An 11,662-nucleotide genomic window follows, 5' to 3' on the forward strand; every position below is an offset into this window, starting at 1 on the left:
CGCCGAGCAGTTGTCCGCCTTCATCATCATGATCGCCGCTCGTTCTTCAGCCGTGAGTTGTTCGTAGTGCTTGCCCATCGCGGTACCTTACCGGTTGGGTGTTGCACTTGATTATTGATTCCGCCCATCGAAAGCAGATGCAATCTCTGTGACACTTGGGGTTTGGAGTGAATGTGTCGCATAGAAACCACATTCAGGGGCGTCCCAGCGGCAGCCAGCGGGTCCATCCCGCGCCATCGTTGTCGTTGACCACCCACAACTCGTCCCGGAAGACCACCATGCCTTCTGCCTTTTCCTGCAGGTAGTTGTGGTCTTGCCGAAGATCGCGCACAAGTTGCTTGGCCAGGACGGCCCCTTCCTCGATGTCGCCAACCCGCACGCTGTAGATCCGCTTGACTTCAGCGTTGATGGCGCGCGCTTCTCCGCCGCCTTTGTCCCGCTCCAGCACGAGCAGTCGGCCATCGGGCAGCAACTGGATTTCGGAGATCCCCATCCAGAACGTCTTGGGGTCGCGGCTGTGCCGCTCCAGGGGATAGAGCGCGGTGGTCCAGGTGTCGGTGGGACGATGCCAGCGCACGATGGCCGCCTGTGGCTTCTCCGGGTCGAAGCCGCGCTGGATCGCCAGGTACAGCGTCTGTCCATCCGGGGAGGCCGCCACGCCCTCAAACCCGGTGCTGATGCCCGCACGCGCAAAGCGGCTCTGTACGGAAGGCGGCAGCGAGACCTGCTGGCGCACCACGCCCTCCCGGTCCACCAGCAGCAGTGCGTTGTCCGCCACCTTGGCGCCCTCGCTGGCGATCCAGAAGCCCTCGGGCACATGGGCAATGCCTTCAGGATCGGCCTTCACCGCCCGACCATCGGCCGTCCGAATGGCAATGGTCTGGTCAATCGTCCACTGGCCTGGGGTGCCCGGGTTGGGGTCGATGCGCCAGATGCGGGATTGGCCGAACGCGTTGTCAGGCACCGCATACAGGTGACGTCCGTCCTGGGTCAGCCCTGAAATCGCACCCCAGGGTACGTCGACCGATGCGGACAGCAGCTGGGGTTCCCTGACCGGCGCGCCTGAGTCATGCCGGTAGATCTGGATCGATCCATCACCCTCGTTGGCGGTCACCACCAACTGCTGGCCGTCCCGTCGACGGGTGACCGTGGTCAGGCCCTCCGGAGACTGGCCGGTGGGCAACAACTGGACAAACTCGGGCTTGTCCAGCCGGTGATCTGATAAGCCGCCACGAATGAACCGCGCTCCGATCCCACGAACAGGTACGGCGTCTTGCCGAACCGGGCAGCGGTGATCGCTTCAGTTTCGATGCCTTTGGCGGCCGAACGCCCGTCCGGGTAGTGACCATGGCGAACGGCGATCGCTTCCAGCGCGCCGTTGTCTTCATGGACCACCCGACCGCGCGCATCCATCAGGGTGAAGCCCCGGCCGCCTGGCAAGCTGCCGTTCTCATCCTTCTTGCCATCGCCTTCGTTGGCCAAGGCCAGCACGTCATCGTTCACCCAGCTGATGGCGTCGGGTTCACGCCGGCCCCTGAAGCTGTCCTTGAGCCGAACTTCCTTGTCCTTGGCCAGATCGGCATTGCCCTGGCGCTCGACGATCCCCGCACTGAATACACGCTCCAGGCGGGCTCGGCGGGCATCGCTGAGGTCGACGATGGCGATGGCGTTGTTCTCCTGCAGCGAGACGGCCGCCCGCCGCCCCGATGGTGAGATGCTGACGAACTCGGGCTGCGGATCATGGGCATACAGCACTCCGTCCGTGCCGCGCAACGCTTCCACCAGGTCCATCCGCTGGAGTCCCGAGTCTCGGCCGCCGTACAGCGTCTGCAGACCGACCACTTCGATGAATCCCGGGCGCTGCCCGCCCAGCAGGGCATCGCCTTTGGCGTTGGTCTCCTCGTCTTCGATCGCGATCACGGCGCGCAGGGTGCGACCCTGGCCCGCCAGTGCCAGCGAATCGGGGCCGACGCCCACGGTGATGTCCTTCACATGTCGCACCTGCTCCGGGCGCCGGACATCGTAGATTCGCAGCAGCCCGCGACGGGCGTTGTGCTGGTCATCGTCCATGCGAATGGCGACCACCGCGAATCGCCCGTCAGGGGTTACGGCCACGGAGGTCGGCTCTCCGACGCCATGCAGGCGCACGTCGATCCAGTCTTTCAGCGCTGGTCTGTCGGGTTGGCGGATGTCCACGACACCCACACGGCCCGCGTCTGCGCTGGTGAACAGAAGGGTCATGCCGTCCGGCGTGGCGGCCACGATCTCGGCCACGCCGTCGACCGGCAGGTGGGCGGCGAGGCGGAAAGGCGCTGCACGGCCAGCCGGTGGCGCAGCGTGTGTCAGCAACGGCAGGGCCAGCAGGGCAGCGGCCGTCAGGCGTGCAAAGGCCCAGGCAGGAATACGCATCATCAATGTTCCAGTCATGACAGGTCAAAAAAAGGCCCGCCGAGGCGGGCCTTGGACAGGTGGTCCGGTGATCAGGTGCCGATCACGCCGCCATCGTTCCTGGTGATGACGATGGTGGCCGAGCGCGGACGCTTTCCGTTGCCATAGCCGGCATTGGCAGGCCACTGGCTTTCGTACTTCGACGGGTCGGTCACGTTCGCCATCTTGGTGTTCTCGCCCGGGTGCTGGATGTTGATGAACAAGGCACGTCCGTCGGGCGTCTCGGTGATACCGGTGATCTCGGCGCCCTTGGGGCCGACCAGGAAGCGCTTGAATGTGGCGGCAGACTGTTCTTTGCCCACGTAGGTCTTGACCTGCTTGTCGCCATACGAGAGGGTCTTTGCACCGCCGTCACCCACGCGGCCGGGCATGGCAGCCAGCAGCATGCAGTTGGTCACGTCGGTGTAGGCACCGTCGTCGGTCTGGATCCAGCACAGGCCGGTGGCCTGGCTGAACACCAGCCCGTCGGGCGAGGACAGGTCGTTGTCGTCGGTCAGGTTGGACAGGTTGACCTTGCCCCGATCGGCGCCGGCTTCCGAGGCGAACAGGTAGATGTCCCACCGGAAGGTGGCTTCCTGCGGCTGCTTCTCGGCCAGACGGATGATGTGGCCATTGACGTTGCCCTTCTGTTCCTTGCCGGCCTTGGCGTCGGTGTAGACGCGGGGGTTGGCGGCATCGGCCGTCGCCACGGTGCGGTTGCTGTTGTTGGTCAGGGTGATGTAGACCTCACCATTGCGCGGATTCACGCCACCCCACTCGGGGCGATCCATTTTGGTGGCGCCCACCGCATCAGCCGCCAGGCGGGTGAAGATGGCGATGTCGGCGTCGGACTTGAACTCGAAGTACGAACTGTTGGCGATGACCGGGTTTTTCATCGACAGTTCCAGCCACTCGCCGGTGCCGTCGTCCTTGAAGCGTGCGGCGAACAGCGTGCCCTTGTTCAGGTATTTGTCGCCGGCGGCCAGGCGGTTGGCGGCGTTGGCGTCGGCCGGGTCCCACTTGGCATCGGACACGAATTTGTAGATGTATTCGCCGCGGGCGTCGTCGCCCATGTAGGCCACCACCGGCTGGCCGGCGCTCACGCGGGCGAAGGTGATGTTCTCATGACCCATGCGGCCCAGAGCCGTGCGCTTGCGCAGGGCGGCCTTGCTGTCGTAGGGGTCGAGCTCCACCACATAGCCGAAGGTATTCATTTCGTTGCGGTAGTCTTCCTTGGCCGAGGCGCCGATGGCGCTGTTGTTCCAACGCACATACTGGTCCTGCGGCCCGGCGCTCTCCCAGCCGTGACGGCTGGCCGCGCCGGCCTTGCGGCCGTAGCGGATCAGTGCCTGGACCTGCTTGTCCTTCTTGCGGGCGGCATCATCCTTGGCGTCGCGGAAGAAGTAGCCGAACCAGTTCTCTTCGCCGGACACGTACGTTCCCCAGGGGGTCTTGCCCGAGCCGCAGTTGTTCAGCGTGCCGCGTGCCTTGGTGGCCGAGGCGTCGTATTTGGTCACCAGATGCTCGCTGCCGCGGGCGGGGCCATGGATCTCGGCCTCGGTCATGGTGGTGATGCGGCGGTTGAAGGCCGAGGCCGGCTTGTAGGACCAGCGCTTGCCATCGGACTGCACCTCGACCACGCTCAGGCCGTGGATCATCAGTTCCTTGTCGACTTCTGCCGCAGGGCGGGGCAGGGATGCCTTGCCACCGTCGGCATGGATAAAGAAGGACGTGAGCTTCTCGTCGGTGGTGGCCTCGTGGTTCATGGCCAGCAAACCCCGCAGCGCCGCCGCGGTCGACGGCTTGCCCTGGGCATCCAGCCCGAACCATTCGATACCGTCGTGGTGGTCGCCAGCACGCTGGTCGAAGGCGGTGTCGGTGCCGTCGTTGCGGAAGGCCGGTGCCTGCGGGGTCAGCGGGTCGCCCAGGGCATAGATGATCTGGGCGCTGTAGCCTTCAGGCACCACCACTTTGTCCAGGGTGTGTTTCGCCACGGCCTTGAAGCCCAGCTGGTTCACCGGGTTGGCCGGTCCCTGGCCACCAGTGGCGGCACAGCCGGTCAGGGTCGCGGCGCCCACGGCGGTACCCGCCAGACCGGCGCCCCTGAAGAGCTCACGGCGGCTCAGGCGCGATTGAAGCACCTGCTCGATGTGCGGGTTGGCGGTGGTGTTGGAATCTTCGACGTTGAAGACGTCGTGCGGACGGGTGTGCTCAGTGGTCACAGTCATGCCTCGTGGGTTGAACAGAAAACCCGCGAAGCATCCGTGAACTGTGTGAAACCGCCGTGACAGCTTGGCGGTGCTGGTGTGACAGTCAGTCCGGACGGTCGCTCTGGACCGGTGCCTCAGGCTCGGTGTCCATGAAGCTGTCCCGGTAGGTGAAGTAGATGGACGTGTGGAACATCGCAGCCATCAGCATAGACGCGGGCAGGATGACGATCTGCAGGGCCTGCGCGCCGCCCACGGCCGCGGCAATGCCGGTCACCAGGTTGCCGACCACCACCAGCACCAGACCCCAGCCCAGCAGGTAGACCAGCATGGCCCATTTGTTGGCCCAGCAGGCCGCCAGACTGAAGAACAGCGCCTTGACAGGCGGCACCCCGTGCCAGTGCACCAGGGCCGGTGCGTGCCAGAAGGCCATCGACACCGGGGTGTAGAGCACCAGGGCCAGCAGCAGCGCCGTGCTGCGTTGCTGCAACGCCGCCTGCAGCTCCTCGGTGCTGGGATCGTCGCCCGCCGTCAGAGGGCCGATGGCATCGCCCGCCATGACCGACACGAGCAGCAGAATGACGGCTACCGCAATGGCGTAGCCCGCACCCAGCAGCAACAGTTGCCGCACCCGGTCCCGGGGGCCACGCAGGCCCGTCACCAGCATCGAGGGCATGGGAAACCGGCCGCTGTCCGCCTCCCGGGTCGCCGCCATCAGGCCCAGATTGACCATGGGCATCAGCGTGAGCACCAGGGCCACGCCCAGGGCAGGGATCACCGACAGCAGCGACGCCAGCATCATGAACATGAAGAACAGGCCCGCCAGTGCCAGGGGTTGGCGCAGGAAAGTTTTCCAGCCCAGGCGGATCCAGGACCAGCCGGTGCGTGCGGGGACGATGTTCAGGCGCATGACTCAGGCCGTGACAGGCGCTGCGTCGAGCAGCGGAACCGAGAGGTCTGGCAGGCGCGCCAGACGGGCACGCAGCACCCGCTCGAAGTGCCCCGGATCGTGGGGCTTGAGCATGGCAGCGTCGCGCGGCAGGTACCAGTCCCACAGGCGCGAGAGCCAGAAACGCAGCGCGCCGGCACGCAACATGGCCGGCAGCAGCTGGCGCTCGGCCGATGTGAGAGGCCTGACCGCCTGGTAGGCCGCCAGCATGGCCTGTGCGCGGGTCTCGTCATGCTGACCGTCGTCGTCGCCCTCGGCATGGACGATGCACCAGTCGTTCAGGCACACCGCCAGATCGAACAGGAAGGTGTCGCAGCCGGCAAAGTAGAAGTCGAAGAAGCCGCTGAGGCGACCGTCCTCGAACATCACGTTGTCGCGGAACAGGTCGGCGTGGATGGGGCCACGGGGCAGGGCGGTGTAGGCGGGCAGGGCGGCCACATGATTCTGGTAGGCCAGCTCGGCAGTCAGCAGGTCTCGCTGGCTCGCGGCCAGGTGTGGCAACACCACGGGCACAGTGTCATTCCACCAGTTCAGTCCCCGCAGGTTGGGCTGCTGCAAGCCGAAGTCCCGCCCGGCCAGGTGCATGCGCGCCAGCATGTCCCCCACCGCCTGGCAATGGCCAGCCGTCGGCGACAGTTCGCTGCGGCCGCGCAGCTTCTCCACCACCGCCGCCGGCTTGCCTTGCACCGTGTGCAGGATCTCGCCGCTGCCATCGGCCACGGGGCCCGGCACCGGGATGCCTTTGCGGGCCAGGTGCTGCATCAGCCGCAGGTAGAAGGGCAACTGGTCGAAGCCCAGCCGCTCGAACACCGTCAGCACGTGCTCCTGGGCCACCCCATCGGTGACGCAGGTGATGAAATAGTTGGTGTTCTCTATGCCGCCCTGGATGCCCCGCAGCTCCGTCAGCGTACCCAGGCCCAGTTTCTCGGCCAGCGCGGCGGCTTCCCCGAAGGGGACTTCTGTGTAGACAGCCATGGCAAGCGGTGAAGGGTGATCAGAAAGACAGCAGACGCCAGCGGCTGCGCCCGGTATTGGCCGATGAGCCGCTGTTGGCGTCGCTCATGTCCTCACCACCGCGGGCCGGGGCCACCTCATAGCTGGGGGCGCCATTCTTGGGCTGCACCGTGATGTTGCGGGTCTGTCCGCCGACACGCAATTCATCGATGAGGCTGCCGGCATCCTCGTGGCTGATGCGCTCGATGCGTTCATTCGGCCCGCTGGTCTGGGCGCTGTTGTCCGTCGCAGGGGTCGCGGCGGGCGCGGCCTGTGCCAGGGCAATGAGGGGCAGGCCAGCCAGCCCCAGCACGAGAGCGGCAGACCGGATGGACGAGGTGAGTTGACGTGCGCACATCCCGCCATTGTAGGGTGATGGCCGGATGACGGCAGACCGGTGGCCAGCCGTTTCCCCCACAATCGCCGCATGTCTGACGAAAAAACGCCCACCCCGCGCCTGCTGCTTGTTGACGGGTCGAGTTACCTCTACCGCGCCTTTTTTGCCGGTGGCGATGCCATGAGCACCACATTGCCCGACGGCAGGGTGCAGAAAACCGGTGCGATCCGCATCATCATCAACATGATGCAGAAGTTGCGCAGCGACTATCCGTCGCTGTATGCGGCCTGCGTTTTCGACGCCAAGGGGCCGACTTTCCGGGATGCGCTCTACCCGGAGTACAAGGCCCAGCGCAGCCCCATGCCCGATGACTTGCGCAGCCAGATCGAGCCCATCCACGAGGTCATCCGCCTCAGCGGCTGGCCGGTGCTGGATGTGCCGGGTGTGGAAGCGGACGACGTGATCGGTACCCTGGCCATGACGGCCGCCCGGCAGGGCATCGAGGTGCTCATCAGCAGCGGCGACAAGGACCTGACGCAGCTGGTCAACGAGCACATCACCATCATCGACACGATGAGCGGCAAGGTGCGCGATCTGGCGGGGGTCGAGGCCGAGTTCGGCGTGCCGGCCCGGCTGATGCTGGACTACCAGATGCTGGTGGGTGACCCGGTGGACAACGTCCCGGGTGTGCACAAGGTGGGCCCGAAGACCGCGGTGAAGCTCTTGCAGGAATACGGCTCGGTCGACAACCTGATGGCTCAGGCCGCTCAAATCAAGGGTGCGGTGGGCGAGAACCTGCGCCAGGCGCTGGACTGGCTGCCCATCGGTCGCCAGCTGCTGACCATCAAGACCGACTGCGATCTTGACGGCTGGGTGCCCGGCCTGCCGGCGCTGGACTCGGTGCGCATGGGCGAGCCGCAGAAGGAGCCGCTGCGCACGTTCTACGAAACCTATGGCTTCAAGGGCCTGGCCAAGGCGCTGGGCGGAGGTGAAGCGGCGACACCGGCACCCGCTGTGGCCCCGGGCGGCACCGACGACCTGTTTGCCGAGCCAGCCGCCACCGCACCGCGCGCGAGCAACCTGGCCTACGACACCCTCCTGACCTGGGAAGCCTTCGACCGCTGGCTGGCGAAGATCGAAGCCGCCCAACTCACCGCCATCGACACCGAGACCACCTCGCTGGACGAGATGGTGGCGCAGATCGTGGGCATCAGCTTCAGCGTCACCCCGGGCGAAGCCGCCTACATCCCGCTCAAACACGAAGGCCCGGACGCCCCCGCGCAGCTGCCGCTGGAAGAGGTGCTGGCCCGCCTCAAGCCCTGGCTGGAGAACCCGGCTCGGCACAAGCTCGGCCAGCACATCAAGTACGACCGCCATGTGTTCGCCAACCATGGCATCGAGGTGCAGGGCTATGTGCACGACACCATGCTGCAGAGCTATGTGCTGGAGGTGCACAAGCCGCACGGCCTGGAGAGCCTGGCCGAGCGACATCTGAGCCGCAAGGGCATCAGCTACGAGGATCTGTGCGGCAAGGGCGCGCACCAGATACCCTTTGCCCAGGTCGATGTGGTCAAGGCGGCCGAGTATTCCTGCGAAGACAGTGACATGACCCTGGAGGTGCACCGTGTGCTGTGGCCGCAGCTGCAGGCCGATGCCCGGTTGAAGTTCATCTATGAGCTGGAGATTGCCAGCAGCGAGGCGCTGTACCGCATCGAACGCAATGGTGTTCTGATTGATGCCCCCACGCTGGCCAGGCAGAGCCACGAGTTGGGCCAGCGCATCTTTGCGCTGGAGCAGGAAGCCTACGAGATTGCCGGTCAGCCCTTCAACCTGTCGTCACCCAAGCAGCTGGGCGAAATCTTCTTCGACAAGCTGGGCCTGCCGGTCATCAAGAAGACCGCCACCGGTGCGCGCAGCACCGACGAAGAAGTGCTGGAAAAGCTGGCCGAGGACTACCCGCTGCCCGCCAAGATCCTGGAGCACCGCAGCCTGATCAAGCTCAAGGGCACCTACACCGACAAGCTGGCGCAGCTGGCCCTGCCACGCACCGGCCGTGTGCATACCCACTACGCCCAGGCGGTGGCGGTGACCGGGCGCCTGTCCAGCAACGACCCCAACCTGCAAAACATCCCCATCCGCACCGCCGAGGGCCGCAAGGTGCGCGAAGCCTTCGTGGCTGCGCCGGGCCATGTGATTGCCAGCGCCGACTACTCGCAGATCGAGTTGCGCATCATGGCCCACCTCAGCGATGACACGGCCTTGATGCGCGCCTTTCACGAAGGACTGGATGTGCACCGGGCCACCGCGGCCGAGGTGTTCGGCATCAAGCCCGAAGAGGTGAGCAGCGAGCAGCGCCGCTATGCCAAGACCATCAACTTCGGCCTGATCTACGGCATGGGCACCTTCGGGCTGGCCAAATCGCTGGGTATCGAAAACGCTGCCGCCAAGACCTACATCGACCGTTACTTCGCCCGGTTTTCGGGGGTCAAGCAGTACATGGACGACACGCGTGCGCTGGCCAAGCAGAACGGCTTTGTGGAAACCGTCTTCGGCCGCAAGCTCGTGCTGCCCGACATCAGGAACGCCAAGGGCGCCAAACTGGCTGCGCTGGAGCGGCAGGCCATCAACGCGCCCATGCAGGGCACGGCGGCCGACCTGATCAAGCTGGCCATGGTGGCGGTGCAGAAGGCGCTGGATGACCAGGGCAAGGCCACCCGGATGATCATGCAGGTGCACGACGAACTGGTGTTCGAGGTGCCAGAGGCCGAGGTGGACTGGCTGCGCACCGAGATCCCGCGCCTGATGGCCGGGGTCGCGCAGCTGAAGGTGCCGCTGCTGGCCGAGGTCGGGGTAGGGCCGAATTGGGAGCAGGCCCATTGAACTTTCGCCGCCTGCATGGGTCTGCTCGGTTTCTCAGCCATTCAAGGAGACACGCCTCATGCTCAACCTGACACAGACCCAGGACCTCTCGGCCTTGCTGCCCGGCCAGTCCACCGAGGCCGGCGCCACGCGCCGCACCGCGCTCAAGGCCGCGCTGGGGGTGGGCTACGCCGCCTCGACCTTGCCCACCCTGGCCCAGACCGCCATCAAGACCTCCGCCGACGGACTGACCGTGGGAGAGGTCACCATTGACGTCAATGGCTTCGGCATGCCGGCCTACCGGGCCGCGCCGGCGGGCAAGACCGGTTTGCCGGTGGTGCTGGTGCTTTCCGAGATCTTCGGTGTTCACGAGTACATCGCCGACACCGCCCGGCGCTTTGCGCGAGCCGGTTACCTGGCCATCGCGCCCGAACTTTTTGTCCGGCAGGGAGATGCGCAAAGCTACGGCGAAATGGCCCGGTTGATGGCGGAGGTGATCTCCAAGGTGCCCGATGCCCAGGTGATGGGGGATCTGGATGCGACGGTTCGCTGGGCGGCCGCCAACGGTGGCGACACCTCCAAGCTCGGCGTCACCGGCTTTTGCTGGGGAGGGCGACAGACCTGGCTGTATGTCGCTCACAATCCGGCGGTCAAGGCCGGTGTGGCCTGGTACGGGCGCCTGGTCGGGCAGAACACCGAACTGACGCCCCGCCATCCCGTGGACGTGGCCGGGCGGCTGCACGGCCCGGTGCTGGGGCTCTACGGCAGCGCGGACACCGGCATCCCGCTTGACACGGTTGATAAGATGAAAGTGGCTTTGGCGTCCGGCAACGCGGCGTCCAGGGCCTCGACCTTTGTGGTGTACCCTGAGGCCCCGCATGCCTTCCATGCCGATTACCGGCCCAGTTTCCGCAAGGAGCCCGCCGAAGACGGCTGGAAGCGGGCGTTGGCATGGTTCTCGCAACACGGGGTGGGTTGACGGCTGTCGTCCCTGTTCCCGTCCAGGGGGCCGCTCATGCGGCCCTTTTTCGTTCTTGTTCTTCCGCACATGATCCTTCTTGCCATCCTTGTTGGAACCGTGGCCGCCGGTGTCGGCAGTGTCTGGCTGGCGGCCCTGCTGGGCATGGCCATGCTGGCGCGCTTCACCCAGCACATGCTCAGCCTGGCCGCGGGCGCCCTGATGGCCACCGCCTTCATGCACCTGCTGCCCGAGGCCTTCGAGAGCGAGGCCAGTGCGCATGAGCTGTTTGCCCTGCTGCTGGCCGGGCTGGTGTTCTTCTTTCTGCTCGACAAGGCCGAACTGTGGCACCACGGCCACGAGCATCATCACGGGGACAGTGTGCACGAAGGTCACGATCACCACCACCATCATCACCACGAGCAGGGCGCACATGCGCACCGTCATGGGCACGCCCATGCGCACGAGAAGCGGTCGGGGGGCTGGGCGGTGCTGGCGGGCGACAGCGTTCACGCGTTCGGCGATGGCATCCTGATCGCCTCGGCCTTTGTCGCCGACATCAAGCTGGGGGTGGTTGCCGCCCTGGCCGTGCTGGCGCACGAGGTGCCCCACCACATGGGCGATCTGGTGGTCTTGCAGCAAACCTCTGGCACCCGGCGCGCAGCGCTGGTCAAGGTGTCACTGGCTGGCACGGTCACCGCACTCGGGGGGCTGGTGGGTTACTTTCTGCTGGGCAGGCTGGCAGACTGGCTGCCTTACTTTCTCGTGGCCGCGTCCAGCAGCTTTGTCTACGTCGCGCTGGCCGACCTGATCCCCCAGTTGCAAAAGAGGCTTGGCCTGCGCGAGACGGTGGCCCAGGTCCTCTGGCTGGCCGCGGGCATCGCGCTGGTGACCCTGGTCAGCGGCATTGCGCACCGCCACTGACGCTGTTT

9 protein-coding genes are annotated in these 11,662 nt (G+C 65.8%); 3 read left to right on the forward strand and 6 right to left on the reverse strand.

Annotated features, from left to right (window positions below; genetic code table 11):
* Positions 1 to 193: 193 nt before the first annotated feature.
* The 6 genes from ACFQNJ_RS07005 to ACFQNJ_RS07030 all read right to left on the reverse strand — a co-directional run bounded on the left by ACFQNJ_RS07005 (position 194) and on the right by ACFQNJ_RS07030 (position 6,934).
* Positions 194 to 1,183, reverse strand: a complete 990-nt coding sequence (locus tag ACFQNJ_RS07005; protein ID WP_382255407.1) for an esterase-like activity of phytase family protein — start codon at positions 1,181 to 1,183, stop codon at positions 194 to 196.
* Positions 1,153 to 2,412, reverse strand: a complete 1,260-nt coding sequence (locus ACFQNJ_RS07010) for a hypothetical protein (protein ID WP_382255410.1) — start codon at positions 2,410 to 2,412, stop codon at positions 1,153 to 1,155. The genes ACFQNJ_RS07005 and ACFQNJ_RS07010 overlap by 31 nt, the downstream gene beginning before the upstream one ends.
* 68 nt (positions 2,413 to 2,480) lie before the next feature.
* Positions 2,481 to 4,655 carry a PhoX family protein gene (locus ACFQNJ_RS07015; RefSeq protein ID WP_382255413.1) on the reverse strand — a complete coding sequence of 725 codons (2,175 nt, stop codon included), beginning with the start codon at positions 4,653 to 4,655 and terminating at the stop codon, positions 2,481 to 2,483.
* A gap of 85 nt (positions 4,656 to 4,740) precedes the next feature.
* A complete protein-coding gene (locus ACFQNJ_RS07020; protein ID WP_382255416.1) occupies positions 4,741 to 5,544 on the reverse strand; it encodes a BPSS1780 family membrane protein in 804 nt (267 codons plus the stop codon).
* A gap of 3 nt (positions 5,545 to 5,547) precedes the next feature.
* A complete protein-coding gene (locus ACFQNJ_RS07025) occupies positions 5,548 to 6,558 on the reverse strand; it encodes a homoserine kinase (RefSeq protein WP_382255419.1) in 1,011 nt (336 codons plus the stop codon).
* Between the two features lie 19 nt (positions 6,559 to 6,577).
* Positions 6,578 to 6,934 (reverse strand): hypothetical protein, encoded by a 357-nt coding sequence (locus ACFQNJ_RS07030; RefSeq protein ID WP_382255421.1) that lies wholly within the window; start codon positions 6,932 to 6,934, stop codon positions 6,578 to 6,580.
* A gap of 69 nt (positions 6,935 to 7,003) precedes the next feature.
* On the opposite strand from ACFQNJ_RS07030, the gene polA reads away from it, so the two are divergent.
* The 3 genes from polA to ACFQNJ_RS07045 all read left to right on the forward strand — a co-directional run bounded on the left by polA (position 7,004) and on the right by ACFQNJ_RS07045 (position 11,654).
* Positions 7,004 to 9,793, forward strand: a complete 2,790-nt coding sequence (gene polA / locus ACFQNJ_RS07035) for a DNA polymerase I (protein WP_382255424.1) — start codon at positions 7,004 to 7,006, stop codon at positions 9,791 to 9,793.
* Positions 9,794 to 9,851: 58 nt separating this feature from the next.
* Positions 9,852 to 10,751, forward strand: coding sequence for a dienelactone hydrolase family protein (locus ACFQNJ_RS07040; RefSeq protein ID WP_382255427.1), 900 nt, complete (start codon positions 9,852 to 9,854; stop codon positions 10,749 to 10,751).
* A 69-nt stretch (positions 10,752 to 10,820) separates the two neighbouring features.
* Entirely contained in the window at positions 10,821 to 11,654 is an 834-nt protein-coding gene (locus ACFQNJ_RS07045) for a ZIP family metal transporter (RefSeq protein WP_382255430.1), read from the forward strand.
* Positions 11,655 to 11,662 lie beyond the last annotated feature (8 nt).

The sequence above is a fragment of the Hydrogenophaga bisanensis genome (assembly GCF_042665135.1).
GTDB classification, from domain to species: domain Bacteria; phylum Pseudomonadota; class Gammaproteobacteria; order Burkholderiales; family Burkholderiaceae_C; genus Hydrogenophaga; species Hydrogenophaga bisanensis.

What these genes read in the sequence shown, in the direction of transcription:
- ACFQNJ_RS07020 (WP_382255416.1), bottom strand. Translation starts at nt 5,544, where the DNA reads ATGCGCCTGAACATCGTCCCCGCACGCACCGGCTGGTCCTGGATCCGC.
- ACFQNJ_RS07025 (WP_382255419.1), bottom strand. Translation starts at nt 6,558, where the DNA reads ATGGCTGTCTACACAGAAGTCCCCTTCGGGGAAGCCGCCGCGCTGGCC.
- polA (WP_382255424.1), top strand. Translation starts at nt 7,004, where the DNA reads ATGTCTGACGAAAAAACGCCCACCCCGCGCCTGCTGCTTGTTGACGGG.
- ACFQNJ_RS07015 (WP_382255413.1), bottom strand. Translation starts at nt 4,655, where the DNA reads ATGACTGTGACCACTGAGCACACCCGTCCGCACGACGTCTTCAACGTC.
- ACFQNJ_RS07045 (WP_382255430.1), top strand. Translation starts at nt 10,821, where the DNA reads ATGATCCTTCTTGCCATCCTTGTTGGAACCGTGGCCGCCGGTGTCGGC.
- ACFQNJ_RS07010 (WP_382255410.1), bottom strand. Translation starts at nt 2,412, where the DNA reads ATGATGCGTATTCCTGCCTGGGCCTTTGCACGCCTGACGGCCGCTGCC.
- ACFQNJ_RS07040 (WP_382255427.1), top strand. Translation starts at nt 9,852, where the DNA reads ATGCTCAACCTGACACAGACCCAGGACCTCTCGGCCTTGCTGCCCGGC.
- ACFQNJ_RS07030 (WP_382255421.1), bottom strand. Translation starts at nt 6,934, where the DNA reads ATGTGCGCACGTCAACTCACCTCGTCCATCCGGTCTGCCGCTCTCGTG.